A 25839-nucleotide genomic window follows, 5' to 3' on the forward strand; every position below is an offset into this window, starting at 1 on the left:
GAGACCCGCATGCCCTGACAACGCGAGAGGCGCCGGTCGGTAACGGATCGACGTGCAGGTGATGTTTCCGGTGCTGTCCTCCGGCCTGTCGCGGCCCGCCTCACCGCCCGATGACCGGAAGCGTGGTAAGCCGCTCGTGCCAGTCCCGCGCGGCGGGGAACCGGGTCTTGACCGTCTCCACGGCCCGCTCCCGTACCGCCACCTGCGACTCCCGCAGCCGCAGCAGCGGCTCCAGACCGGGCCGGGCCAGCAGGAGCCGCTGGTTGACCACCGTGACCGGCTGCCAGTGGTTCTTGTACTGCTCGGCGCCGCGCAGCAGGCTCAGCACCTCACGGCCGGTCTCCGACGCCTGCTGGGAGACCTCGCGCAGCAGCATGGTCGACACATCGACCTTCCGCTCCCGCAGCCCCGGGTCCGCCCCGTACAGATAGCCGCCCGCCAGCTGCCCGGACTGCAGGGTCAGATTGGCCGCCACGACCTCGCCGCCCATCAGGAACTCGGTGACGGCGGCCGTGCCGTCGCCGACCATCCGGCCCACCGAGCGGATCAGGTGGTCCGAGAACCGGGCCCGCAGGTGCTCCGGGTTGACCCCGCGGTCCCGCCACTGGAGTTCGTGGAGCCGCAGCAGGGTGCCGATCGCCGCCGGCACCCCGTCCTGCGGGATCTTGCGGGCTTCCACGTCCAGGGCCTCGATCCGGCGCAGCTTGGCCCGCAGCCGCTGGCCCCGCGAGCCGGTGAGCTGTCCCACCAGGTCGCCGAGCGGCTGGGCCGGCAGCTCCATGCACGTCGAGTCCGTGAGCCGGCTCCGCGCGCCCGGCCACCGGCCGAACAGCAGCTGCGCCGACGCGTCCGGCCGCACCTCCCGCAGGTCGACGACGGTGTGCCGGGCCGCCCGGTCCAGACCGCGCTGGAGCGCCCCGACCGCGTACCCGGCCTCCTCCTCGTCCAGCAGGATGTCGAAGAAGTCGGAGATCGCCCCGCCCATCGGCACCAGCAGCGGCATCGGCCGGTGCACCAGCATCAGCGGCGCCGCTCCGATCAGCCGCCCCGAGCGGCGGACCAGCAGGACGCGCAGCCTGCCCTCCTGGCCGTAGGAGAGCCACCAGGAGTGGAGCCAGGCGTGGCTCTGGAACGGGGTGGCGGTGGCGCAGCGGCGGTGCAGCGCGTCCCACTCCCCGGCGAGCGCGCCGAACTCCCGGAAGTCACGGCAGAGCGTCACGGTGAGGCTGCCCGCCCGGTCGGCCGTCATCGCACGAGCTCCCGGTCCTCGGTGGTGCTGTGGTCCTCGGCGGCGGTCGGCCCGGGCACCTGGGCGGAGACGCTCCAGCCCGCGCGCCGCGGCCGGACCAGCAGGACGAGACCGCCGATCAGACCACCCGCGGCCGCGCCCACGGCGGTGCCCAGCGGCACCGACGGTGAGACCGGCTGGTCCGGCTTCATCGCATGCGTGAACTTGATCAGCTTCACCCCGGTGTCCTTGGAGACATGGCCGCTGCTCACGATGACGGCCTCGATCACCGCGTTGGCGATGTCGGCCGCCCGGCCCGGCTTGTCCGACGTCCCGGTGACCGCGATCATCGGCGAGTCCGGGGAGGTCTCCGAGCGCACCTGGGAACGGAGCGCGCGCATCCGCTCACCGGCCGCGCCCTGGGCGTAGGAGAGGGTGGCGTCGCTGGTGACGAGACGCCCGTAGGACTGCGCGTAGCCGAGCGCGGCGGCCGGGTCCGTCTCCTCCTCGGCGACCGCCATGGCGTAACTGGTGGCCTCGTACTGAGGCGTGGCGAGCAGCCCGTACGAGAGCCCGGAGGCGGTGCCGAGCAGCACACAGACGGGCAGGGGCCACCAGTGGGGCAGCCGGGTGAGGGCGGTGCGCAGCTGGGCGGGGGCGGTACGCAGCCGCTGCCGCAGGACGGCGGGTCGCTGCTGCGCGGGAGACTCGGTCATGGAAGGGCTCTCCGGTTCGGTGGGGCGGTGTCGAGGGCGTACGCGTACACATCCATCAGGCGCTCGCTGCTGCGCCGGATGTCGTAGTGGCCGACGGCCCGGGGCGGCGGGCGGCGGTCCGGGCGGGCCTGTATCCGCTGCCGCAGCACGGCGGTCAGCTCGTCGGGGCTCCCGGCGATCCGGGTGGCGCCCGGGGCATGGGCGGCGGACAGGTCGTCGATGGCCGGACAGGCGTCGTGCAGCACGGGCAGCCCGGCGGCGAGCGCCTCCACAGCGGCCAGGCCGAACGACTCCTCGCGGGAGGTCGATACGAAGGTGTCGACGGCGCTCAGCAGCGCCGGGACCCCGGGCACCGGGCCGCCCCCGCCCGCGCCGCACTCCCCGAGGAGCCGGATCCGGTCCGCCGCCCCCAGCTCGGCCGCCAGGGTCCGTAGTGCCCCGGCCTCCGGCCCGTCACCGGCCAGCAGCAGACGGGCCTCCGGCAGCGCGGCGACCGCCCGTACCGCCACGTCGAAGCGCTTGCCGGGCACCAGCCGGCCCACCCCGCCGACCACGAACGCGTCCTCCGGGATCCCGAGCGCCGCCCGCACGGCGAGCCGCCGGTCCGGGTCGAAGCGGTAGCGGTCCGCGTCGATGCCGTTGGGCACCAGCCGGATCCGCTCGGCCGGCACGCCCCAGTCCCGCAGCCGCCCGGCGACGGTGGAGGAGACGGCGACGGTGGCCGCGCCCAGGCGCTCGGTGGAGAGGTAGAGGGCGCGGATGCCCCGGGTCAGCGGACGGCCCTCGATCTCGGCGCGCCCCAGGGAGTGTTCGGTCGCCACGGCCGCCCGGACACCTGCGAGGCGCGCGGCGATCCTCCCGTACACACAGGCGCGGTAGAGGTGCGTGTGGACCAGGTCGTAGCGGCCGTCGCGGATCAGCCGGGTCAGCCGGCCGACCGCCGACAGGTCCCGGTTGCCGCGCATCCCCAGGTGGACGACGCGCACCCCGTCGGCCCGCAGGCCGTCCGCCACCGGGCCCGGGTTGGTCAGCGTCACCACGTCGCACTCCACGGGCAGATGGCGCAGCAGCAGCCGCAACTGCTGCTCGGCGCCACCGACCCCGAGCCCGGTGATGACGTGCAGCGCCCTCACCGCGGGCCACCCGCCCGTACCGGAGAGGCGGTACGGGAGCCGGCACCGGGCACGACCGCTCCGTGCCGCAACCCGTGCCGCAGGTCCTTGGCCCAGAGGCGCACGCCCCGGTCGGCCTGGCTGATGTGGGTGCGGGGAAGGGCGAACCGGCTGATCAGCGGGCCGGGAACCAGCGCGCAGCCGTACCCGTACCCGGCGGAGCGGACCGCCTCCGCGACCCGCCGGTCGAGCGTCCCGTACGGATAGCAGAAGCCCTCGGGCGGGGTGCCGGTGAGTTCGCCGATCGCCTCCCGGCTGCGGACCGTCTCGTGGCGCAGCTCCTGGTCCGAGAGTGTGGTGAGGTCCTGGTGGAGGAGGCCGTGCGAGCCGACCTCCATCCCGGCCTCGGCGATCCGCCGGATCCCGTCGTAGGTGAGCAGCGGCTTGCGCGGCCCGAGCGGATCCCACGCGTTGACGCCCCCCGGCCGTCCCGGCAGGACGAAGACCGTGGCGGTGCAGCCGTGGGTACGGAGCACCGGCAGGGCCTCGTGGAGGAAGTCCGCGTACCCGTCGTCGAAGGTCAGCCCGACCAGCCCGCGCCGCCCCGCCGCGTGGGCCCGCATCAGCTCCGCCACGCCGACTCCACGCAGCCCTCTGCTGCGCAGCCAGGCCAGCTGCTCGCCGAGCCGCCGAGGGGAGACGGTGATGCCGTACGGGTCGTCGTCGGTGTCCGTCACCGAGTGGTACGTGAGGATCCACGGCTGACGGCGGGTGTGCGGGCGGAGCCGGGACGAGGGAGCGTCGGCGCAAGGCGCCGAGGGGTCAACGGCCATCAGTGAACCTCCGTCGGATGAGTGCCAGCAGGGAGACGACCTCGGGCGAGCGCAGGGCCAGCCCGGTCAGGAAGAAGACGGCGGGGACGAGGACACATCCGGCGGCCAGGCTCACCACGGCGTCGGAGAGCAGCGGCGCCACCGCCCAGCCCGCCGCCCCGGCCACCAGCGCGGCGCCCGCGAGCCGGCCGAGCGACCAGGCGACCGCACGCGCCCGGATCGGGACCACCCGGGTGCCGAGCCCCATCAGCAGGAGCAGCGCGGTGGTGCTGATCCCGATCGCGTTGGCGGTGGCGATGCCGTCGACGCCGAAGCGGTACGTGAGCGCGTACCCGGCGCCCATCGTGACGAGGAGCCCGGTGCCCATCGCGAAGGCCGGGAACCAGGTGGGCCGGCCGGACGAGAAGAACGGGCGGCTCAGCGCGCCGACGAGACAGTGGCCGAGCAGCCCCGCCGCGTAGACCCGCATCACCTGGGCGGTGGCCTCGGTGTCGGCGGTGTCGAACGCGCCGCGCTGGAAGAGGACTTCGATGATCTGGGGCGCGTAACCGAGCACGACCGCCGTGCCGAGCAGCACCACCATCCCCGCCAGCGCGAGATCCCGCTCCACCCGCTGCCGGGCCTTCTCCCGCTGACCGTCGGCCATGGCCCGCGCGACGACCGGGAACGTCACCGTGCAGATCATCAGCGAGAGCACCATCGGCATCTGCGCGACCTTCTGCGCGTAGTTGAGATGCGAGATGGCACCGGCGGGAAGCGTGGAGGCCAGGAACCGTTCGACCAGCACCTGCGACTGGCGGCTCACCACGAACAGCACGACCGGCGCGAGGACCGTCAGGCCGAGCAGCGGAGCGGTGCGTACGGCCCGTCGCCTCAGGCGTCCGAGGCGGGGACGCGCCAGGGGCAGGAGCCTGAGGAAGGTGGGGAGTTGGGTGAGGATCATGAGCAGGCTGCCGACGGCGACCCCCGCGGCGGCCGCCCGCACGCCCCACACCGAGTGCAGCGCCAGCGTCATGCCGATGATGCCGATGTTGTACGCGACGTAGACACAGGCGGGCGGCACGAAACTGCGGTGGGCGCGCAGGGCGGCGCTGAAGTAGCCGGTGATGCCGAAGGTGAGCACGGTGACGGCGGTCAGCCGGGTGCAGTCGACCGCCAGGTCCGGATCGGCCAGTCCGGGCGCCAGGACGCCGACGACCCACGGAGCGCCCGCCATCAGCAGCGCCGCACCGGCCATGAGCCCGAGGCAGAGCCGGGGCAGGGTGGCCGCCACCAGTTCGCGTACGGGGTCGGGGCCCGGCTCCCCGCTCTCCGTCCGTGCGGCGCTCCCGGCGTCCGCGCGGCGGGTGAGGGCGAGGCTGAAGGCCGGGACGAGGAGCAGCGCCATTCCGTCCTCGATGAGGAGCGTGGCCGCCATCTCCGGCACGGTCCAGGCGATCAGGAACGCGTCACTGGCGTCGCTCGCGCCGAAGTACCGGGCGATCGCCTGGTCCCGTACGAGGCCGAGTACGGCCCCGAGGACGGTGAGGACCGCCGTGGCCGCCGCCGCCCGGGCGAGGAAGGAGCCGAGCCCGGGAGCGTCGCCGCCCGCGGGCTCCGGTGCGGTGGCCGGGCCGGGACCGGAACCCGGGGGCTGGCCGGGGCCGGGGAGCAGGGGAGGAGCAGTCGCCTCGCGTGTCTCCGCCTCGGTTCCCGTGCCCGTCCCGGTGTCGCTCACGCCGTACCCGCCTTCTCCGGCTCGGCCAGCGCCCACCAGGCCGCGAGCCCCAGGACGACGCCGCCCAGCACGGTCGTGGGTCCGCCGATGTCGGAGTACAGGAAGTTGACGCTCTGCCAGGTCATCAGCGCGACCGCCACCAGACCGCAGTCCACGGCCGCGTCGCCGCGTGAGCGGGCCCGGACCAGCCGGCGTACGGCACCGACCAGGATCGCCGCCCAGCTGCCGACGACCGCCGTCAGACCGATGAGGCCCTGTTCGCTGAGGATGAGCAGATACATGTTGTGCGGCGAGAGGAGCGCCTGCTTGCGGAACTCCTGGCCCGCGCCCGCCGTGTCGCTGCCGGAGGAGAGGCCGATCGACGCGTGGGCGTCGCGGTGGTCGGGGAAGCCCTTGAGACCGACTCCGGTCAGGGGCTGCTCGCGCCACATGGAGCCCGCCGCGCCCCACATCGTGTACCGGTCGTTCACCGACCGGTCGGGGGCCCGGGTCACCTCGGTCACGCTGGCGGCCCGGTCCGCGATCATCTCCGAACCGATGCCGAACCCGCCGACCAGGACCACCCCCGTGGCCCCCAGCACCGCCAGCGACGTCAGCGCCTGCCGGCGGCCCGTCAGGGCGAGAACGACCAGGAGAGCGGCCGCCGTCGCGATCCACACGCCCCGGCTGAAGGAGAGCGCGAGCGGCACGATCAGCCCGACGGCCACGACGGCGGCGCACGGACGCAGCCACGCCGGGGCGGTGCGCGGGGTCCGCAGCGCGCACGCGGCAGCGGCGAGCAGCCCGTACGCGACGACCGTGGCCATGCCCATGATGTCGCTCGGGCCGAACGTGCCGACCGCCCGGAGATCCTCGCCCATGTACGAGGCACCGGTCCCGGTGACGTACTGGTCCACGCCCACCACGCCCTGCACGAGCGCCAGGAGCACCAGGGCCCCGGCGACGATCCGGAAACCGTGGGCGTCCTTGAGCAGGAGGCAGACGGCGGCCGGGACCAGGACGAAGACCTGGAGGTAGCGGACCAGCCCCGGCAGCGCCGCGGCCGGATCGGCCGCCGTCACCGTCGCCACCGCGAAGCCCACGGCGGGCAGTCCCAGCACCAGGGCGGCGGCCGGGCCGAGCGGGCGCCGCCGGAGGTACAGCAGCCGCCCCCCGCAGACCAGGACCGCGACGGCCGAGGCGATGTCGGCCGGTCCCACGCCGCCCCCGAGGGCGTACGGCAGCGCGGGCAGCAGCACGGTCGCGATCAGCGGGAGCAGCGGCCACCGGCTCCGCCACCCGCCCGGTGAGGGACGGGGAGCGGCGGGGGCCGGGGCCCCGGGCGCCGGGGCGGTCAGCGTGGCGGCCATGGTCAGCTGCCTCCGAGCCGGAAGAAGGAGCCCGCCGTCCGCGCCAGTACGCACGCGTCCTGCCACAGGGACCAGGTCTCGATGTACCGGTTGTCGAACCGGGCCCGCTCCTCGATCGAGGTGTCACCGCGCAACCCGTTCACCTGAGCCAGCCCGGTGATGCCGACCGGCATCCGGTGGCGGGCCTGGTAGCCGGGGTGCATCCGGCTGAACTGCGCGACGAAGAAAGGTCGTTCGGGCCGCGGGCCGACCAGGCTCATGTCACCGCGCAGGACGTTCCACAGCTGCGGCAGCTCGTCCAGCGAGGTGCGGCGCAGCAGCCGGCCGACGCGGCTCATCCGTCCGTCGGAGGCCACGTTCCACCGGGTCGCGGACTCCTGGGCGTCGGCGGGCCGCAGCGTACGGAACTTGAGCAGGACGAACGGACGGCCGTGCCGGCCCACCCGCTCCTGCCGGAAGATGACGCCGGGGCCGTCCGAGAGCCGTACCGCCAGCGCGCACCCCGCCATCAGCGGCGCCACCAGCACCAGGCCGACGCCCGCCAGCACCGCGTCCATCACCCGCTTCGCCGCGTGGCTGACGGGCCGGTGCGTGCCGTCCTGGAGCGGATGGGCGGCGAACCCCCACAGATGGTCGGGGCGCACGCCGGCCGGGCGGGCGGCTACGGCGGTGTCGCCGGTGACCAGCCACACCCGGCAGCCGTGCCCGGTGAGCAGGGCGAAGAGGGCGGGCCCGTCGGGCGTCGTCCCGGGCGGTGCGGTGAACACCGCGTGCCGCACGCTGTTCTGCACGACGGCCCGTCCCACCTCCTGCGGAGTCACCAGGACCGGCAGCTTCAGGACGTCCGGCCGCGCCGCGGGCTCCTGGGCGGAGACGCCGGAGACTCCGGAGGCGGGGGAGGCGTCGGGACCGGTGGATGCGGCGACCCGGCCGACCGGGCGCAGCCCGTACTCGGGGTGGTCGTACAGCGCGGCCGTCACCTGCCGGGCGACCGGGCCGTGGCCGACGATCAGCGTGGAGAGCGGGTTGCGGACCGCCGACCGGTGGCGGACCCGGTGCACGACCGCGCGTCCGGAAGCGCACAGCACGGTCTGCGCGGCCGCCGCGTACGCCAGCACCGTCCAGCCGATCTCATGGGCCGGGGCCCAGGCCGCGACCACCTCCATGGTCACGTACCACTGGAGCAGCGCGAGGCCGAGGAGCGCGGGCACTTCGGAGAGCACCGAGGGGGAGAGGCCGAGCCGGTAGAGACCCCGGTACGCGTGGAGCAGCACCTGCGCCACCGCCTGCGCGGCGACCACGGGCCAGGGCCAGCCGGCCGGGGTGCACACGGCGAACGTGACGGCCAGCGCCGCCGCGTCGGCACCGAGGAGCTGCGCGGCGGGCGCGACCCGGGTGGCGCGCCGTCCACCGCCGAGCACCCGCGTACCGCCGTCGCTTCTTCGCGGCGGATGAACCGTGTGAGCCTGTACGGCTGTGGCCTGGCCGGCACCGGGGACCGGTGCACTCTCCATCGTCATCGCTCGGTGCGCTTCCTCATCGTGGGGCCGGACAGGGAGACAATTTCCTGGTAAAGACCGGCAACCGCCCCCGCGGTCCGTCGGACGTCGAACGCCGCCCGGGCATGGTGCAGGGCCCGGTGGGACACCGCCTCGCGCAGCTCCGGATCGGTGAGCAGAGCGGTGAGCGAGGCCGCCAGCGCCGCGGGGTCCTCGGGCGGTACGAGGAGGTGGCCCTCGTCGCCCGGCGCCACGCTCTCCCGCGCCCCGCTCACCTCGCTCATCACCACGGCCCGGCCGCAGGCCATGGCCTCCAGCGGGGCCAGCGCCATGCCCTCCCAGCGGGACGGCAGGACGACGAGGTCCGCCGCGTGGATCCACGGCCTCACGTCGGCGCTCGCCCCGGTGAACAGGACGCCGGACGGAGCCGCCTCCTCCAGGCCGGCGCGGTCGGGGCCGTCGCCGACGAGGACGAGGCGCGCTCCCGGGACCCGCAGCCGCCGCCAGGCGCTCAGCAGGACGTCCTGGCCCTTCTGCCGGGTCAGGCGGCCGACGCAGACGACGAGCGGGGCCTGCGGATCCGTCCCGTCCAGTAGCGGCAGCGAGGCCCGGGCGGCTGTGCGGTCGGCCTGGCCGCCGGGGCGGAAGCGGTCGAGATCGATGCCGTTGTGGATCACCGACCAGCGGGCGGTGATGCCCGCCTCCTGTCCGGTGCGCCGCTCGGACTCGCTGACGCAGAGGATGTGATCGGCCCAGCGCGCCCCGAACCGCTCCCAGTTCAGGGCCAGTTCGGCGGTCCGGCCGCGTACGGCCTCGAAGGACCAGGCGTGCGGCTGGAACACCGTGGGCACCTTGCCCCGTACGGCGATGCGGCCCGCGAGGCCTGCTTTGGCGCTGTGCGCGTGCACCACGTGCGGGCGGCAGTCGCGGACGATCTGCCGCGCCCCGGCGACCTCACCGGCCAGCCGTGGACCCGGCGCCCGGGTGGCGGACCAGCCCCGGACCTGAGCTCCCGCGGCGGCCGCCCCGACGGCCAGCGGGCTGCCGGGCGGACAGGCCACCACGGGCCGCAGCCCGGCGACGGCCTGGGCCCTGACGAGATCGGTGACGACCCGGGCCACTCCACCGTCCACGGGCTGAACCAGATGAAGGACCGTCAATTGTCTTTCTTCGGCACGACGCATGTGCAGCACGTACGGCTCTCTTCGCTCAATCCGGTGAGTAAAGCCGAAGTGCACTTTGGCAGACATATGGCGAAATCGTGCGCGTGACTCGCTCATACGACCACGTGAGGATTACCGGCACGATGCCGCTGATCAGGTGGTCCGTGCGGCCGTCCCGTGTCCTCGTGAAGGTGCCGGAATGCGCGTCTGAGGAGTGGGCGCGGCGCAATTGCGGGAGCGGGCCGGAGGAATTGCTCCGGGGAGGGGGTGGCGCTGTTCGCCGCATCTCGGCGACGGCCGGTTGCCGCGGTGGATGGCGGCACCATCTATGTGACGGTCACGCAGTTCTATTGTCGGTAAAGGGCTCCGCCCGGGTGGCCGTGAAGGTGACGTCCTCGGCACGGGCGACGACCTCCACCTCGTTGCCGAGGGCCCATTCCGCGACCCGGGACGCCATCGCCGCCGGAACGCGCTCGCTGATGCCCGGCGCGGCCGGGATGTCGTACGTGGCGTGGGCGTCGTGCGGCAGCACGACCCGGGTACTCCAGCTCCAGCGCCCGGCGCGCGGTGGCCAGGACGCACATCTCCGACATGACCCCGCACACGGCGAGCGACGCGACCCCGGCGGCCGTCAGCCGGTCCTCCAGCGTGGTGGACGCGAAGCCGTCGTCCTCGGTCTTGCGGATCACGGTCTCGGCCGGTCCTGCGGCGACCGGAAGGTACAACTCCCAGCCGGGTGTGTACGGTTCGTCGGGCTCGCCGGCCGGCCCGTCGTTCTGCAGGTGGACGACGAGCGCCCCGGCTGCCCGGGCGCGGCGGACGAGGCGCTCGACCCGGTCCAGCAGCCGGCGCGCGTCGGGCACGGGGTTCCCGCCCGCGACGAAGGCCGCCTGGAGATCGACGACGAGCAGTGCCTGTACGGGCGGGGGGAGCGGAGACATGACGGCTCAGGCCTTCGGGGTGTGCGGGGGCTTCGGGAGTGACCATCCTCGCAGCCGGCGGCCCGGGGAAGGGCCGCCGGCCCCGGGTCAGCCGGTGCGGTCGACGAGGAAGGGGATCAGGGTCAGCAGATCGCCGCGCGCGCCCTCGTGCAGCTCCACTCCGTCCAGGCAGGCGCGGGCGGCCCGCAGGTGTTCCCGGGCCTCGGTGACCGTGGCCCGGCGGCCGCCGGCCTCGTCGACCAGCTCGGCCGCCCGGCGCAGCCCCGCCTCGTCGAGCGGATCGGCCCCGGTGAGGAGGGCCTCCAGCCGTCGGGCCGCCGGGTGGTCGGAGGCCAGGGCCGCCAGGACCGGGAAGGTCTTCTTCAGCCGCCGCAGATCGCTGTGCACCGGCTTCCCCGTCACCTGCGGATCGCCCCAGATGCCCAGCAGGTCGTCCACCGTCTGGAAGGCCACGCCCAGGTGCCGTCCCGCCCGGTCCAGCGCGTCGGCCGTGGCCGCCGGCGCCCCGGCCAGCACCGCGCCCAGGGCGGCGGCGCAGCCGAGCAGCGACCCGGTCTTCTGCGTGGCCATCGCCCGGTACTCGTGCGGCAGGACCGCGTCGGGCCCGGTCCACGGCCGCGACTCGAAGAGCAGGTCCTGCGCCTGACCGTGCACCAGATCGCCCAGCGCCGCCGACAGATGGCGCACCGCCGCCGCCCCCGTGGCGCCCGGGACCTCCGTCAGGGTCCGGACGGCCAGCGCGAACAGGGCGTCCCCGGCGAGGACCGCCGGGCCGGTGCCGTATGCCTTCCACACGGTCGGGCGGCGCCGCCGGGTCTCGTCGCCGTCCATGATGTCGTCGTGGATGAGCGAGAAGGTGTGGACGAGCTCGACGGCGACCGCGCCGGTGACCCCGTCCCGGCCGCTGCCCCCGGCGGCCTCCGCGCCGAGCACCGCGAGCGCCTGGCGGACCCCCTTGCCCTGCGAGCCGGGGACCGGGTCGCCGTCCACGCCGCTCCAGCCCAGCGAGAAGGCGGCCGTCTCGGCGTGCCAGGGGTGGAGCCGGCGCACCGACTCCACGAGCGCGGGCCGGACGAGTTCACGGCACCGGTCGAGTATCTGCGGCGCCGGCGCCTGCCGGGTCGTGGACAGCGTCATCGGGCCCGGGCCTCCTCGTGCGGGGCGGCGGGTCCGATGGAGCGCCCGCCGCTCTCCTCGCCCTCCGCCGCCGGTTCCACGCCCAGTTCCGCGTACGCCTTCTCCACCATCTCCCGGGCGTTGAGCAGCCCGATCCGGCTCAGCCTGCCGCGCAGCTCGTCCAGCTCCGCCGCCGTGGCCGCGCGGTCCCGGCCCAGGCGGGCGCGTGCCTTGACCAGGCCCAGGGCCGCCAGCGCCTCGCCCCGAGGCTCGGTCATCGCGCGGAACTCCGTCAGCGCCTGCTCGTACACCTCGCGCGCCTCCTCGTACCGGCCAGCGCGGAAGAGCACGTTGGCGCGCATCTTGTGGTTGTAGGCGAGCGCGCTGGAGAGCTTCATCTCCCGGCAGGTGACCTCGGCCTCGGCGAGCAGGCCGAGCGCGCGTTCCGTGCCGCCGTCGCGGAGGGAAACGATGTCAGCGATGCCGCGCAGGGCCCAGGCCCGGCCCCGCCGGTCGTCGGCGTTCCCGGCGAGGACGGCCGCCTCCTCGAACATCTCCAGCGCCGAGTCGAGCTGCCCGGTGTTGCGGTGGATCTGCGCGATGCCCTCCAGCGCCCACACCGTATGGCGCGCCTCGCCCCGGGCGCGGGCCTCGGCGAGGAGCTGCTCGTGGAGCGTGGCGACCGTCGCATAGTCGCCCTGGATGCGTCCGGTCTCGGCCAGTCCGGCGAGCGAGTAGCCGCGCGCCACCACGTCCCCGCCGCGCTTGCCCAGCTCGGCCGCGAGCCCCAGCAGCCGGAACGCGAGGCGCAGCGAACCCCGTTGGCGCGCCAGCGTCCCCCCGCTCCACAGCGCCCACGCCATCGCCCCGGTGGCCCCGGCCGAGCGCGCGGCCCGGTAGCTGGCCTTCCACGCCCGGTCCGCCTCCTCGACCTGCCCGAGCCGGCGGTGCGCCTCGGCCACCGCGAGCCCGGTCCGCGCCACCTCCTCCTGCGAGCCGGAGAGCTCGGCCTGTTTCAGATGCCTTACGCCTTCGGCCAGGACGTCGGTGAGGGAGGCGTTCACCGACATCTTGGTGAGAGCGCCCTGGTACTCGGGCGCCAGTGCCTTGGTCTGCATGGGTGCCTTCCGCGCGGTGTCCGGGCGGGACCGGCCTCCACTATCCGCTCGGTGTATACATGGAGCGCATAGTTGGCCGGTTCTCCGGGCCCGGTACAGGTGGGGGCGGACGCCGCTCGTCTCCCGGGCGGCGAACCGTTCTGTCGGTGATCAAGACGGCAGCGGAGCCCTTGGGGTTGCTCGAACCGCGCAGGACGTTCTCCGGGACGTCCCCGTGCGGTAACCGAAGCCCTGGATGCCAGTGGATGTCAGTGGACGCCCGGCGGTTCGTGCAGCCCGAACGGCGAGCCCTGGTCGTCGCGGCAGAGCCGGAACCGGCCGAACCGGGCGGCCGACGCGTCGTCCTCGCCCAGGTCCGTGCCCTCCACGCTGCCGCCCAGCTCGCGCACCTGCGCCACCGCGGCGTCCAAGTCGTCGACCCGGAAGAAGAGGTACGGGCCGCCGCCGGGGTCACCGCCGTGGACGCCTCCCTGCCCGCTCGGTGTCCCGATCGCGAAGCCGCCCTTACCCGAGGGGCCCGGCTCGAAGTTCCACCCGAAGAGCGCGCCGTAGAACGTCCGGGCCTTCCCGGGATCGTCCACCCCGAGCTCGAAGAAGGAGATCTCACCGGCCATCGCGGGGCACCTGCCGTCTCTCGCCGTCCCTGTGGGGATGCGCACCCGTCCGTGGGCGCACGCTTCTTCCACCGTACGGCGACAATCCCGCCCGCGCAGGTGTCCCGTCCCGGCACCCAGGCGCGTACCTCTACGAATCGGTCTCGATCCCGGGCCCCGTCCGGATCCGGGCCGGGGGTGGCGCAATCATGAGGGCATGTCATGGTCTCCGGCGCGCCTGTCCGCCTCCGAGTGGTTCACGGTGGACGCGTCGGTGCTGAACGTGGCGCTGGTGTACCCGATGCAGGGACCGGCGGGGATCTTCGGGCCCGGGTGCGCGGCGTGCGCGGGGCTGGCCGTGGAGGAGGTCAACGCGGCGGGCGGGGTGCTGGGGCGGGAGCTGCGGCTCCTGGAGGTGGACGGCGGCGCGGAGCCGTCGAGCGTCGCGGCGGAGGTCGAGGCGCTGGTGGCGGCGGGAGCGGTGCAAGGGGTCACCGGCTGGCACATCAGCTCGGTGCGGCAGGCGGTGGCACCACGGGTGGCGCACCGGGTGCCGTACGTCTACACCGCGCTGTACGAGGGCGGTGAGCGGACCGAGGGTGTCTTCATGACGAGCGAGACCCCGGCAGGGCAGCTGCTCCCGGCGATGCGGATGCTCGCGCGGACCCGGGGCGTACGCCGCTGGTTCGTCGTCGGCAACGACTACGTCTGGCCGCGGCACACCGCCCGGGCGGCCCGCCGGTACGCGCGCGAGTCCCGGGGGCGGGTCTGCGGAGAGGCGTATCTGCCGCTCGGCACGGACGACTTCGCCGATGTGCTGCGGCGCATCGAGCGGGCGGACGCCGACGCTGTGCTGATGCTGCTCGTGGGCAGCGACGCGGTCCGCTTCAACCGGGCGTTCGCCGCGGCCGGGCTGGACGCGCGCTGCCTGCGGCTGAGCACCTTGATGGACGAGAGCATGCTCCTCGGCAGCGGCCCCGAGGCAACGGTCGGCCTCTACAGCGCGGCCGGCTTCTTCGCCTCGCTCGCGGATGGGTACAGCATGGACTTCCACGGCCGTTACGCCGCCCGCTTCGGCCCGGACGCGCCGGTCCCGGGCAGCCTCGGCGAGTCCTGCTACGAAGGCGTGCTGCTGCTCGCGGCGCTCATCGAGCGCGCCCGCACCCTGGATGTGTCCGCCATCGGCGCGGCCGCCGGACACGTCCGGTACGAGGGTCCGCGCGGCCTGCTCGGCCTGGACGGGCGGCATGTGCGCCAGCGTATCTATCTGGCGGAGGCCGACGGGCTCGACTTCACCGTGCTCGCCCAACTTCCGTCTCCACGTCACCTGTTGTGACACGGTCGCCGCCGCTCGCCAGCGCGTCGGACAGCCGGCCGAGCAGCGGCACCAGCTGACTCTCCTCGTCCTCCGTGAGCCCCGGCGACGACGGACCCCACTCCGCCCTTACCGCGCGGGAGAGTTGGCGCCGCCGCCGCAGGCCCCGAGGGGTGAGCTGGACGAGGACCCGGCGGCGGTCGGCCGGGTCGACGCGGCGGAACACCAGGTTCTGGTCGACGAGTTGGTCGATGAGCTTGGTGAGGGTCGGCGCAGGCAGGACGGCGTCCTCGGCGAGAGCGGTCATGGTCCGGCCCTGGTCGCCGGAGAGCAGACCGAGGACCCGCCACGCGTCGACGGAGCAGTCGAACGCGTCGAGCGCCGCGTGCACGTGACGGGCGGCGAGGCGCTCGGCCCGGGTCAGCAGGTGGAGCAGTTCCTGGGGCTGCCCAGCCATGGCACTCCTCGGGCTCACATCCGGCGCGGCCCCCGCGGCGGGGGTGCGATCGAGCCTACAACCGATCACCGCGCCCCTGTCAGGCCATTCGCCGATTCTGATCCTTTCCGATGGAAGTAATGCGGGCGGACACCGGAAATCCGCTGCCCCACCGCCCGGATGACGTCGGCTCACATGGGTCCGGTCCGCCATTGCTTCCGTCGGAAACTGTTCCTCAACTGCGCCGCAACGCACCGGAAACAGTTCCGCCGCAGGCTGTGGACCACTTCAGCGACCAGCCCGGAGGCCACCCCGGAAAGGCTGGGACCCGTGCTGTCGAAACGGCCGCACCACACCGGAACAGGTGCCGACCCGTTCCCCGCCATTCCCTCGATTTCCTTCCGTTCCTCACCCAGAGGAATTCCCTCGCACCGCCCTTCGGGGCAAGGAGGTATGTGCCATGTCCGGGCTCATCACCAGGCGCGGTCTCCTGACCGGCCTCTCCGCCCTCGGCGCCGGCGCCGCGCTCACCGCCTGCGGCGCGAAGACCGGCAGCGACACGTCGAAGGCCGCCGGCGCCCAGGCCGACACCTCCGGCGACACCGTCAAGGTCGGCCTGCTGAACTCGCTCTCCGGCACCATGGCCATCAGCGAGGTCACCGTCCACAACGCGCTGCTCCTCGCGGTGAAGGAGATCAACGCCGCCGGCGGCGTCCTCGGCAAGAAGCTCAAGCCGATCAGTCAGGACGGCGCCTCCGACTGGCCGACCTTCGCCGAGAAGGCGCAGGCGCTCATCACGGACTCCAAGGTCGTCGCCACCTTCGGCTGCTGGACCTCGGCCAGCCGCAAGGCGGTGAAGCCGGTCTTCGAGCGGAACAAGTCGCTGCTGTTCTACCCGGTGCAGTACGAGGGGCTGGAGCAGTCCCCGTACATCTTCTACTCGGGCGCCACCACCAACCAGCAGATCGTGCCCGCGCTCGACTACCTCAAGAAGCAGGGCCTCACCAAGCTCTACCTCGTCGGCAGCGACTACGTCTTCCCGCGCACCGCCAACAAGATCATCAAGACGTACGCCGAGGCCAACGGCATGGAGGTGCTCGGCGAGGACTACGCGCCGCTCGGCTCCACGGAGTTCGCCACCATCGTCAACAAGGTCAAGGACGCCGGGGCCGAGGCGGTCTTCAACACCCTGAACGGCGACAGCAACGTGGCCTTCTTCAAGGAGTACAAGTCCGCCGGTCTGACCGCGAAGAAGCTGCCGGTGCTCTCCGTCTCCATCGCGGAGGAGGAGGTCAAGAGCATCGGAACGCAGTACCTGGAAGGGCAGTTGACGGCCTGGAACTACTACCAGACCACGCCCGGCGCCGCGAACGAGAAGTTCGTCGCCGCGTACCAGGCGGCGTACGGAAAGGGAAAGCCCACCAGCGACCCGATGGAGGCGGCGTACATCTCCGTCCACCTCTGGAAGGCGATGGTCGAGAAGGCCGGCTCGTTCGACGTCGAGAAGGTGAAGGCGGCCTCGGACGGCATCACGTTCGACGCGCCGGAAGGCAAGGTGACGGTCGACGGGGCCACGCAGCACGTCCACAAGACCGCCCGCATCGGCAAGATCACCGCCGACGGGCTCATCGAGGAGGTCTGGAACTCCGGCGGACCCATCAAGCCGGATCCGTACCTGAAGGGCTACGACTGGGCGGCGGACCTGTGACGGTCATCCTCAACCAGTCCTTCACCGGCGTCAGCATCGGCGCCGTGCTCCTCCTCATCGCCCTCGGTCTGACCCTCACCTTCGGTCAGATGGGCGTCATCAACATGGCGCACGGCGAGTTCATCATGGCCGGTGCCTACACCACCTACGTACTCCAGAAGCCGATCGGCGACGCCGGGATCTCGCTCCTGATCGCCCTGCCGATCGCGTTCCTCGTGGCCGGATCGATGGGCGCGCTCCTGGAATGGGTGCTCATCCGGCGGCTGTACACCCGTCCACTGGACACGCTGCTGGTGACCTGGGGCGTCTCGCTGATGCTCCAGCAGCTCGCGCGGGACGTCTTCGGCGCACCGAACGTGCAGACCAGAGCGCCGGACCTGCTGACCGGCAGCGTGTCGGTCGCCGGAGTGAACCTGGCCAACAGCCGGCTGTTCATCCTCGGCTTCGCGCTGCTGTGCGTGGCCGGCCTGGCGGTGACGCTGCGGACCACACCGCTGGGACGCCGGATCAGGGCCGTGGTCCAGAACCGGGACCTCGCGGAGGTGTCCGGGATCGCGACCGAGCGGGTGGACCGCACGACGTTCTTCATCGGCTCGGGCCTGGCCGGAATGGCCGGGGTCGCGCTGACACTGATCGGGCCGATCGGTCCGACGACCGGGACCAACTACATCGTGGACGCCTTCCTGGTCGTGGTCGTCGGCGGCATCGGCCGGCTGAGAGGAGCGGTCATCACCGCGTTCGTGCTCGGCCTGCTGCAGTCGGTCCTCGAATACTCGACGACCGTGAGCGTGGCGAAGGTGGTCGTCCTCGTGGGGATCGTCGCCTTCCTGCAGTGGCGGCCGCAGGGCCTGTACACCGTGCGCACCAGGAGCCTGGTATGACGACGACGAGCACCCCTCCGACGACGACCGGCCCGGTCGCCGAACCGCCGGACGAACCGTTCCTGACCCGCTTCCGTACCCCCGCCGCCTTCCTGCTCGGCGCGGTGCTCCTGGTCGGTGTCGCGCCGCTGGTCCTGTCGGACTTCCGGCTCGGACTGCTGGCCAAATACCTCTGCTACGGGATCGTCGCGATCGGCGTCAGCCTCGCCTGGGGCCGGGGCGGGCTGCTGGTGCTCGGGCAGGGCGTCTTCTTCGGCCTCGGCGGCTACGCCATGGCGATGCACCTCAAGCTCGCGGACGCGGCGGCCACCGGACAGACGCTGCCGGACTTCATGCAGCTGTACGGCACCGAGGGCGGCCTGCCCTGGTGGTGGCAGCCGTTCGCCGATCCGGCGTTCGCGCTGGCCATGACGGTGCTGCTGCCGATGGCCGTCGCCGCGCTGCTCGGCGTGCTGGTCTTCCGCCGCCGGGTGAAGGGCGCGTACTTCGCGATCCTCAGCCAGGCGCTGGCAGCCGCGCTGGCGATCTGGCTGGTCGGCCAGCAGACCACCACAGGCGGAACCAACGGACTCACCGACTTCCAGGGCTTCTTCGGCTACGACCTGAGCGACCCGGTCAACCGGCGGATGGTGTACCTCGTCATCGCGGTCGCGCTGCTCCTCCTGATGGCCGGCGCCCGGCAGCTGTTCGTCAGCCGGTACGGCGAACTCCTCATCGCCGTACGGGACTCCGAGGAGCGGGTGCGCTTCCTCGGCTACAACCCGGCCAACGTCAAGCTGGTGGCGTACGTGGTCGCGGCCGGCGTGGCCGGACTGGCCGGCGCGCTGTTCGTACCGGCGGTGGGCATCATCTCCCCGGCGCTGATCGGGATCGTGCCCTCCATCGGCTTCGTCATCGGCGCGGCGGTCGGCGGCCGGGCCTCGCTGGTCGGCGCGGTGCTCGGAGCGATCGCGGTGGCCTGGGCGCAGAGCACGCTCTCGGACGCCTGGCCCGCCGGATGGACGTACCTCCAAGGCCTGCTGTTCGTCGTCGCGGTCGGCTTCCTGCCCGGCGGGCTGGCCTCGCTGCGGACGGTGCTGCGCAGACGGCGGACCACCGACGGAGTCAGGACGACGAAGGAAGTGACCACATGAGCGGCGAGGGACTGACCATCCGCGATCTGCGGGTGACGTTCGACGGAGGCGTCACCGCCGTCGACGGCGTCGACCTGGACATCAGCCCGGGCGACCTCCGCTTCCTCATCGGGCCGAACGGTGCCGGCAAGACGACGCTGGTCGACGCCGTCACCGGCCTGGTCCGGGCCACCGGATCGGTCCGCTTCGGCGGTACGGAGATCCTCGGCGAACCCGTGCACCGCATCGCCCGCCGGGGCATCGGCCGCACGTTCCAGACGGCGACGGTCTTCGAACAGCTCACCGTCGAGCAGAACCTCGACATCGCGGCAGGCGCCGGCCGCAGCGCGCTGACCCTGCTCCGGCGGCGCAGGAACGTCCCCGAGCCGGTGGAGAAGGCGCTGGAGACCACCGGCCTCACCGCGCTCCGCCACCGCCCGGCCGGCGTGCTGGCCCACGGCCAGAAGCAGAGCCTGGAGATCGGCATGCTGCTCGTCCAGGACGTGAAGCTGCTGCTGCTCGACGAGCCCGTCGCCGGGATGAGCCACGACGAGCGCGAGTCGACCGGAGCGCTGCTCCAGCGGATCAGCGAGGACCGCACCGTCGTCGTCATCGAGCACGACATGGACTTCATGCGCTCCTTCGCCCGCAGCGTCAGCGTCCTGCACGCCGGAAAGATGCTCAGCGAAGGGACGGTCGCCCAGGTCCAGGCCGACGCCACCGTCCAGGAGGTCTACCTCGGCCGCGCCTCCGAACCCGAGCCGCCGCCCGTCCACCCCGTCCCCGTCCGCGAAGAGGTGTGAGAGCCGTGCTGGAGATCAACGGCGTACGCGCCGGCTACGACCGCACCACCGTCCTGCACGGCGTGACCGTGGCCGTGCCGCGCGACGGCGTCGCCGCCGTCCTCGGCCACAACGGCGCCGGCAAGAGCACCCTCCTGCGCACCGCCATGGGCCTCATCAGGCCGACGCGCGGCAGCGTCCTCCTCGACGGCGAGGACATCACCCGCCTCGCCCCGCACCAGCGCGTCGCCCGGGGCATGGCGTACGTCCCGCAGGGCCAGCAGTCCTTCCCGCACCTGACCACCGCCGAGAACCTCCGGCTCGTCGCCGACGGCTCGCCGCGCGGTGGCGGCCGCGAGGCCATCGACGAGGCCCTCGACCTCTTCCCCGTACTCCGCGAACTCGCCCACCGCCGGGCCGGCCTCCTCTCCGGCGGCCAGCGCCAGCAGCTCGCCATCGCCCGCGCCCTCGTCACCCGGCCCCGGCTCCTGCTCCTGGACGAGCCCACCGAAGGCATCCAGCCCTCCGTCGTCGCCGAGATCGAGACCACGATCCTGTCCCTGGCCGCACGCGGCGGCCTCTGCGTCCTCCTGGTCGAACAGCACGTCGGCTTCGCCATGCGGGCGGCGGAGCGCTACTACGTCCTGGAGGCGGGCCGGGTCACGTCGTCGGGGGAGGGGGGAACGGGCGCGGAGGGGACGGTCCGGGAGGCGCTGAGCGTGTGAGCGACGGGCCGGTGTCCCGGGGGGCTTCCCCCGGACGGGCCAACAGGAGGGGCGGTGGTCCCGCGCCCGCGCTGGAATGGCCGGGTGACGGCACCTCCGGACGACTGCCTCGCACGCAACGAGTGGATCTGCGGCGCCTACCTCTCCAGCCGCCGGGAGATCCTGATGGACGCCGCCCTCCAGCACCTCCAACTGACCGCGCTCGCCGTGCTCATCGGCCTCGCACTCGCCGTCCCGCTGGCCCTCGCCGCCCGCCGCTGGCGCTGGGCCGCCGGTCCGGTGCTGGGGCTGACGACGATCCTCTACACCATTCCGTCGCTGGCGATGTTCTCGCTGCTGCTGCCGGTGTACGGGCTCTCCGCCGCGCTCGTCGTCACCGGCCTCGTCCTTTACTCGCTGACCCTGCTGGTCCGCAACATCCTCGCCGGGCTCCGGGCCGTCCCCGAGGAGACCCGGCAGGCCGCGCGTGGCATGGGGTACGGGCCGCTGCGCCTGCTGCTCGCCGTGGAACTCCCGCTCGCGCTGCCCGCCGCCATGGCCGGACTGCGGATCGCCACCGTCTCCGCCGTCTCCCTGGTCACCGTCGGCGCCATCGTCGGCTACGGCGGGCTCGGCAACCTCATCTACTCCGGCATGAACACCTACTTCAAGGCCCAGGTGCTCACCGCCTCCGTGCTCTGCGTCGTCATCGCCGTCGCCGCCGACCTGCTCCTCCTCGGCGCGCAACGGCTGCTGACCCCCTGGACCCGGAAGGGGAGCCAGGCATGAACACGCTCTCCGAGACCTGGTCCTGGCTCACCACCGCCACCCACTGGTCCGGCCCCGACGGCATCGGGAACCGGCTCGGCGAGCACCTCTACCTCACCGTCGTCTGCCTGCTCATCAGCTGCCTGATCGCCCTGCCCGTCGCGCTCGTCCTCGGCCACCTCGGCAAGGGCGGCGCGCTCGCCGTCAACATCTCCAACATCGGCCGGGCCGTCCCCACCTTCGCCGTGCTCGTCCTGCTGCTGCTCACGCCCGTGGGCACGTACGGCCAGTGGTCGACGATCATCGCGCTCGTCCTGTTCGCCGTGCCACCGCTGCTCACCAACGCGTACGTGGGGATGCGCGAGGTCGACCGCGATGTCGTGCGGGCCGCCCGGGGGATGGGCATGACCGGCCGGCAGATGCTGTGGAACGTGGAGCTACCGCTGGCCCTCCCGCTGATCCTCACCGGCGTACGGATCGCCGCCGTGCAGCTGGTCGCCACCGCCACCCTCGCCGCGCTGGCCGGCGGCGGCGGGCTCGGCCGGATCATCACCGCCGGGTTCAACCTCGCCTCCACCCCGCAGGTGGTGGCCGGGGCGGTCCTGGTGGCGGTCTTCGCCCTCCTCGTCGAGAGCCTCTTCGAGGCGGGGCAGCGGATGGCGCCCGGCCGGGGGAGGGAGGCAGCGTGATCCGTGCCCGCCGGGCTCTCGTCGGCCTCCTGCTGCTCGCCGCCACCGCCTGCACCACCGGCCCCAGCCTGGAGAACCAGGGCGAGGTCACCGCGCCGCCCGGCGACAGCAAGGAGCTGACCATCGGGTCGGCCGGATTCACCGAGAGCGACCTGCTGGCCCAGATGTACGCCCTGCTCCTGGAGCGCGCCGGGTACGCCGCCGACCTCATCTCCGTGACCAACCGGGAGATCTACGAACCGGCTCTGGAGAGCGGTCAGATCGATGTCGTACCGGAGTACGCGGCGACGTTCGCCGACTGGCTCAACGCCAAGGCCAACGGCGCCGACGCGGCCCCGGTCGGATCACCTGACCTCGCCGCCACCATGAAGGCGCTGCGCAAGCTCGCGGCCCCGCGCGGGCTCACCGTGCTCGACCCCGGCCGGGCCGTCGACCAGAACGCCTTCGCGGTCGCCGCCTCCTACGCGAAGGAGCACGGCCTGAAGACCCTCAGCGACCTCGGCCGGGCGAAGCTTCCGGTGCGGCTCGCGGCGGGCGACGAATGCGTGAAGCGGCCCTACTGCGCACCCGGGCTGGAGAAGACGTACGGCATCGACATCGTCGCCGTCGACCCGAAGGGCGTCGGCACCACCCAGGCGAAACAGGCCGTCCAGAACGGCCAGGACCAGATGGTGCTGACCACCACCACCGACGCCACACTCGACCAGTTCGGGCTGGTGCTGCTGGAGGACGACAAGAACCTCCAGAACGCCGACTACGTGGTCCCCGTCGTCAACCGCGCCCGCGCCGGCGGCGCCGGGGTACGCGACGCCCTCGGCCGGCTCAACACCGTCCTGACCACCGCCGACCTGGCGTCGATGAACGAACAGGTCGACAGCTGGCGCAGGCTTCCCGAGGACGTCGCGCGGACCTACCTGGAGTCGAAGAACCTCATCCCGAAGAGCTGAGCCCTCACGGGACCGGCGGCCACGGCACGTCCGCGAGCAAGGGCAGGATCTCGGCCTCCTCGTAGTCGAGATGAGCGGTCAACTTCTGGATCATGGCGGCCAGTTCGGTGCGGAAGCGGTCCGGCTCGGCGATCGCGACACCGGCCAGCAGCGCCGCCAGTGCCGACTGCACGGCCGCGATGGACCGATGTTCCTCCCGGAGCCGGTCGAAGACCGGGCGCAGGTGCGGGTGGTACCCCTCCATCACCGGCAGGACATGGCCGTCCTCGCTCGTGTGATGGAACTCCAGCGCCTGGCAGAACGCCAGGCAGCGCTGCCGGATCTGGAGACCGAGACCGGGCGCGGGCGGTGCGCCCGGTCCTCGGTGGGCGGCGCGGGCGGCGAAGTTCGCTTCCGTCTCCGCGTGCACCTGGGCCAGTTGGCCGCGCAGCCAGGTGTGCACCTCCACGAGCTTGTCGGCCAGCGAGGTGATCTCGCGGACCGGCGCCTGCGGGTCGGGGAGTTGGAGGACCACGACCGGCAGCACGCGGTCGGTCGCCGCCTGGTACTCGGCGTAGCCGGGAGCCTCGGCCACCACCCGGGCGAAGAGCTCCTCGCGCCGGGCCCCTTCGGCGGGTACGGCGATGGTCTCGAACTCCTGGCCGCCCAGCTCCACCTGGACCGCGGGGTGGGCCAGGAGGTTGTGGTACCAGTCGGGGTGGTGCGGGGCGCCGAGGTTCGAGCCGACGACCAACAGCCTTTCGCCGTCGCGGACATGGCCGAGCGGTGTGGTGTGCGGTCGCCCGGTGCGGGCGCCGGTGGTGGTCAGCAGGAGCAGGTCGGAGCCGGCGAAGGGGCCGCCGACCTGGCCCGCGTTGGCGCGGAACTCGTCGATGACGGACTGCTGGAAGGCAGAGGGCATGGGTGTTCTGGGTCTCCCGTGGAGAAGTGGGGAAGTGAAGACGTGCGGACACGGCGCGGCGCGGTGCGCGTATACGGCCGAAAGACGACGGCACACGCGGTCGCGAAAGCGTCAGGTGTCGGAAAGCGTCAGAAGCGGCGGGCGGTGAGTGGACTCATCACGTCGTCCCTGGAAGAAGGTGCTGGCTCGACCGCCGGCCGGCCCAGATCTCTTTGGCCGGCGTCGCGCTGCACGCCGACCATTAGAACGAGGCCCGCCCGGCGCTGTCAACGGGGGACGGGTCGCCGCGTCGGGCCGAACGACGGGCCGCCGCTTCCGGCCGGACGGAAAACGCGTTGCCCGCCCGTTCGGTGCCTGCGACGCTCGGGCCATGCCTGAACAACAGACCCTTCCGCCGCAGCAGTCCGACCGCCGTACGCACCAGGTCACCGCCCTCTTCTCGCACGGCCGCCTGGTCACGATCCCGCGTAAGCAGGCCCGGCTGGAGCAGCTGCTGACGCATCTGGCCGAGACACTGTTCGAGCGCGACCGTTCGTACACCGAGCGGGAGGTCAACGAGGCGCTGCTCACCGTCCACGAGGACTGCTCCGCGCTCCGCCGCCACCTGGTCGTCGCCGGGCTGCTCGTACGCCCCCGGGACGGCAGCAGCTACCGCCGCGGCAGGTGACCGTGCGCCCCGGCGGCCCGGGGTGAGATCCTGGCCCCATGGGGATTCTGCGTAAGGCGTGCAAGCGCTGCAAGAAGCGGGGGCGGCTGCGGAGCGGTGTGTGCCGCCGGTGCCGGTTGAAGGAGCACGGGGCCGATATGGCCGAGAGCAGTACCGATGTCGTGGAGGCCGCGGTGGAGGCCGGTGCGCTGAGTGCGGTGAGCCGTGTGTTCGGCGCGATCGTCCGCGCGATTATCAACTGACAGGCTGAGCAAGAGACTTGCCGGTGGCGGGCGTGCCCGCACGAGAGACATGCCGGTAGCGGCCACGCCCGCACGAGAGACTTGCCGGTGGCGGGCCGTGACCGCTCACGCGTCCGCCACCGAGTCGAAGTCCACCTCCTCGCGCCCGACGCCCTGCGCGTCCGCGTCCACCGACCGGCGCAGCGCCTCATGGAGCTTCGCCGGTGTCAGGACCCCGAGGAACCGGGCCCCGTCCAACACCGCCACCCACCCCGCGTCGTGCTGGAGCATCTCGCTGAACGCCTGCTTCAGCGGCGCGCCCACCGGCACCCACGCCTCCATCCGCCGGGCCAGCGTGCCCACCGTCCCCCGCTCCCCGGCCGACCGCAGCGCGTCCGCCGACACCCAGCCGTGCAGCTCGCCCGTCGCGCCCAGCACCACCGCCCACCGGGCCCCCGCCGCCCGCAGCCGGTCCGCGGCCGCTGCGGCGGGCTCGTCCAGCCGGGCCACCGGCGGCTCCTCCAGGTCCTCCGCCTCGATAGCGGTCACCGACAGCCGTTTCAACCCCCGGTCCGAGCCGACGAACCGGGCCACGTACGGGGTCGCCGGAGTGCCGAGCACGGCGGCCGGGGTGTCGAGCTGCTCGATGCGCCCCTCCCCGTACACCGCGATCCTGTCGCCCATCCGCACCGCCTCCTCGATGTCGTGCGTGACCATGAGGACCGTCTTGCGCACCCGTTGCTGGAGGGCCAGGAACTCGTTCTGCAGCCGCTCCCGCACCACCGGGTCCACCGCGCCGAACGGCTCGTCCATCAGCAGCACCGGCGGATCGGCGGCGAGCGCCCGCGCCACGCCGACCCGCTGGCGCTGGCCGCCGGAGAGCTGCGACGGATAGCGCGAGCCGTACGTCTTCGGGTCCAGGCCGACCAGGTCCAACAGCTCCGCCGCCCGCTCCCGGGCCCGCGCGCGCTTCCAGCCGACCAGCGCGGGGACGGTCGCGGTGTTGTCCAGGACCGTGCGGTGCGGGAAGAGGCCGACCTGCTGGATCACATAGCCGATGCGGCGGCGCAGCTTCACCGGATCGATCCCGGCGATGTCCTCGCCGTCCACCAGGATCCGGCCCGAGGTCGGCTCGATCAGCCGGTTCACCATCATCATCGTGGTCGTCTTGCCGCAGCCCGACGGCCCGACCAGCGTCACCAGCTCACCCTCCGCCACCTCGAAGGAGAGACCGTCGACCGCCGTCGTACCGTCCGGGTAGACCTTGCCGACCTGCTCGAACCGGATCATGTCCGCACAGTAGGAGCGGGCCGGGCGCGGCGC

General features: G+C 73.0%; 24 protein-coding genes and 1 pseudogene. 10 read left to right on the forward strand and 15 right to left on the reverse strand.

The window, feature by feature from the left end:
- Positions 1–100: 100 nt before the first annotated feature.
- The 12 genes and pseudogenes from ACQP09_RS32345 to ACQP09_RS32400 form a co-directional block, all read right to left on the reverse strand.
- Positions 101–1249 (reverse strand): GNAT family N-acetyltransferase, encoded by a 1149-nt coding sequence (locus ACQP09_RS32345; RefSeq protein WP_433406135.1) that lies wholly within the window; start codon positions 1247–1249, stop codon positions 101–103.
- Positions 1246–1944: a lipopolysaccharide biosynthesis protein gene (locus ACQP09_RS32350; RefSeq protein WP_433406137.1), complete on the reverse strand. Its 699-nt coding sequence runs from the start codon at positions 1942–1944 to the stop codon at positions 1246–1248. Before ACQP09_RS32350 ends, ACQP09_RS32345 begins: the two co-directional genes overlap by 4 nt.
- A complete protein-coding gene (locus ACQP09_RS32355; RefSeq protein ID WP_433406140.1) occupies positions 1941–3077 on the reverse strand; it encodes a glycosyltransferase in 1137 nt (378 codons plus the stop codon). Before ACQP09_RS32355 ends, ACQP09_RS32350 begins: the two co-directional genes overlap by 4 nt.
- On the reverse strand, positions 3074–3889 hold the full coding sequence (locus tag ACQP09_RS32360) for a polysaccharide deacetylase family protein (protein WP_433406142.1): 816 nt from the start codon (positions 3887–3889) through the stop codon (positions 3074–3076). The genes ACQP09_RS32355 and ACQP09_RS32360 overlap by 4 nt, the downstream gene beginning before the upstream one ends.
- Entirely contained in the window at positions 3879–5606 is a 1728-nt protein-coding gene (murJ, locus tag ACQP09_RS32365; protein ID WP_433406144.1) for a murein biosynthesis integral membrane protein MurJ, read from the reverse strand. Before murJ ends, ACQP09_RS32360 begins: the two co-directional genes overlap by 11 nt.
- On the reverse strand, positions 5603–6955 hold the full coding sequence (locus tag ACQP09_RS32370) for an O-antigen ligase family protein (protein WP_433406146.1): 1353 nt from the start codon (positions 6953–6955) through the stop codon (positions 5603–5605). The genes murJ and ACQP09_RS32370 overlap by 4 nt, the downstream gene beginning before the upstream one ends.
- 2 nt (positions 6956–6957) lie before the next feature.
- On the reverse strand, positions 6958–8475 hold the full coding sequence (locus ACQP09_RS32375) for a sugar transferase (protein WP_433406149.1): 1518 nt from the start codon (positions 8473–8475) through the stop codon (positions 6958–6960).
- Positions 8472–9647: a glycosyltransferase gene (locus ACQP09_RS32380; protein WP_433406150.1), complete on the reverse strand. Its 1176-nt coding sequence runs from the start codon at positions 9645–9647 to the stop codon at positions 8472–8474. Before ACQP09_RS32380 ends, ACQP09_RS32375 begins: the two co-directional genes overlap by 4 nt.
- 307 nt (positions 9648–9954) lie before the next feature.
- Positions 9955–10558: pseudogene (locus tag ACQP09_RS32385) on the reverse strand (cysteine hydrolase family protein).
- Between the two features lie 87 nt (positions 10559–10645).
- Positions 10646–11695 (reverse strand): polyprenyl synthetase family protein, encoded by a 1050-nt coding sequence (locus tag ACQP09_RS32390; RefSeq protein WP_433406152.1) that lies wholly within the window; start codon positions 11693–11695, stop codon positions 10646–10648.
- Positions 11692–12792: a tetratricopeptide repeat protein gene (locus tag ACQP09_RS32395; RefSeq protein WP_433406154.1), complete on the reverse strand. Its 1101-nt coding sequence runs from the start codon at positions 12790–12792 to the stop codon at positions 11692–11694. The genes ACQP09_RS32390 and ACQP09_RS32395 overlap by 4 nt, the downstream gene beginning before the upstream one ends.
- Before the next feature lie 248 nt (positions 12793–13040).
- Complete coding sequence (locus tag ACQP09_RS32400) at positions 13041–13406, reverse strand: VOC family protein (protein ID WP_433406155.1); 366 nt, start codon at positions 13404–13406, stop codon at positions 13041–13043.
- A gap of 196 nt (positions 13407–13602) precedes the next feature.
- Here ACQP09_RS32400 and ACQP09_RS32405 point away from each other — a divergent pair, with 196 nt between their 5' ends.
- Positions 13603–14721 carry a substrate-binding domain-containing protein gene (locus ACQP09_RS32405; protein WP_433406158.1) on the forward strand — a complete coding sequence of 373 codons (1119 nt, stop codon included), beginning with the start codon at positions 13603–13605 and terminating at the stop codon, positions 14719–14721.
- On the opposite strand, the gene ACQP09_RS32410 is transcribed toward ACQP09_RS32405, so the two are convergent.
- On the reverse strand, positions 14678–15157 hold the full coding sequence (locus ACQP09_RS32410) for a MarR family winged helix-turn-helix transcriptional regulator (protein WP_433406159.1): 480 nt from the start codon (positions 15155–15157) through the stop codon (positions 14678–14680). The genes ACQP09_RS32405 and ACQP09_RS32410 overlap by 44 nt on opposite strands.
- A gap of 439 nt (positions 15158–15596) precedes the next feature.
- On the opposite strand from ACQP09_RS32410, the gene urtA reads away from it, so the two are divergent.
- The 8 genes from urtA to ACQP09_RS32450 all read left to right on the forward strand — a co-directional run bounded on the left by urtA (position 15597) and on the right by ACQP09_RS32450 (position 22727).
- Positions 15597–16844, forward strand: coding sequence for an urea ABC transporter substrate-binding protein (gene urtA, locus ACQP09_RS32415; protein WP_433406161.1), 1248 nt, complete (start codon positions 15597–15599; stop codon positions 16842–16844).
- The gene (gene urtB, locus ACQP09_RS32420) at positions 16841–17725 is read left to right on the forward strand and encodes an urea ABC transporter permease subunit UrtB (RefSeq protein ID WP_433406164.1); all 885 of its coding nucleotides are present in this window, start codon (positions 16841–16843) and stop codon (positions 17723–17725) included. The genes urtA and urtB overlap by 4 nt, the downstream gene beginning before the upstream one ends.
- Entirely contained in the window at positions 17722–18858 is a 1137-nt protein-coding gene (gene urtC, locus ACQP09_RS32425) for an urea ABC transporter permease subunit UrtC (RefSeq protein WP_433406166.1), read from the forward strand. Before urtB ends, urtC begins: the two co-directional genes overlap by 4 nt.
- Positions 18855–19640: an urea ABC transporter ATP-binding protein UrtD gene (gene urtD / locus ACQP09_RS32430; protein ID WP_433406168.1), complete on the forward strand. Its 786-nt coding sequence runs from the start codon at positions 18855–18857 to the stop codon at positions 19638–19640. The genes urtC and urtD overlap by 4 nt, the downstream gene beginning before the upstream one ends.
- A gap of 5 nt (positions 19641–19645) precedes the next feature.
- Positions 19646–20344 carry an urea ABC transporter ATP-binding subunit UrtE gene (gene urtE, locus ACQP09_RS32435; RefSeq protein ID WP_432149484.1) on the forward strand — a complete coding sequence of 233 codons (699 nt, stop codon included), beginning with the start codon at positions 19646–19648 and terminating at the stop codon, positions 20342–20344.
- A gap of 84 nt (positions 20345–20428) precedes the next feature.
- Positions 20429–21112 (forward strand): ABC transporter permease, encoded by a 684-nt coding sequence (locus ACQP09_RS32440; protein WP_432149485.1) that lies wholly within the window; start codon positions 20429–20431, stop codon positions 21110–21112.
- On the forward strand, positions 21109–21780 hold the full coding sequence (locus tag ACQP09_RS32445) for an ABC transporter permease (RefSeq protein WP_433406172.1): 672 nt from the start codon (positions 21109–21111) through the stop codon (positions 21778–21780). The genes ACQP09_RS32440 and ACQP09_RS32445 overlap by 4 nt, the downstream gene beginning before the upstream one ends.
- The gene (locus tag ACQP09_RS32450; RefSeq protein ID WP_433406174.1) at positions 21777–22727 is read left to right on the forward strand and encodes an ABC transporter substrate-binding protein; all 951 of its coding nucleotides are present in this window, start codon (positions 21777–21779) and stop codon (positions 22725–22727) included. Before ACQP09_RS32445 ends, ACQP09_RS32450 begins: the two co-directional genes overlap by 4 nt.
- A gap of 4 nt (positions 22728–22731) precedes the next feature.
- On the opposite strand, the gene ACQP09_RS32455 is transcribed toward ACQP09_RS32450, so the two are convergent.
- Positions 22732–23628, reverse strand: coding sequence for a nitroreductase/quinone reductase family protein (locus ACQP09_RS32455; RefSeq protein WP_433406176.1), 897 nt, complete (start codon positions 23626–23628; stop codon positions 22732–22734).
- A gap of 370 nt (positions 23629–23998) precedes the next feature.
- On the opposite strand from ACQP09_RS32455, the gene ACQP09_RS32460 reads away from it, so the two are divergent.
- Positions 23999–24295, forward strand: coding sequence for a DUF2087 domain-containing protein (locus ACQP09_RS32460; RefSeq protein ID WP_432149489.1), 297 nt, complete (start codon positions 23999–24001; stop codon positions 24293–24295).
- 347 nt (positions 24296–24642) lie between these two features.
- Here the strand turns inward: ACQP09_RS32460 and ACQP09_RS32465 are convergent, their stop codons facing one another.
- A complete protein-coding gene (locus tag ACQP09_RS32465; protein WP_433406179.1) occupies positions 24643–25806 on the reverse strand; it encodes an ABC transporter ATP-binding protein in 1164 nt (387 codons plus the stop codon).
- Positions 25807–25839: the final 33 nt, after the last annotated feature.

Origin of the sequence: Streptomyces sp. CA-146814, assembly GCF_050942385.1 — a bacterium.
Taxonomy (GTDB): domain Bacteria; phylum Actinomycetota; class Actinomycetes; order Streptomycetales; family Streptomycetaceae; genus Streptomyces.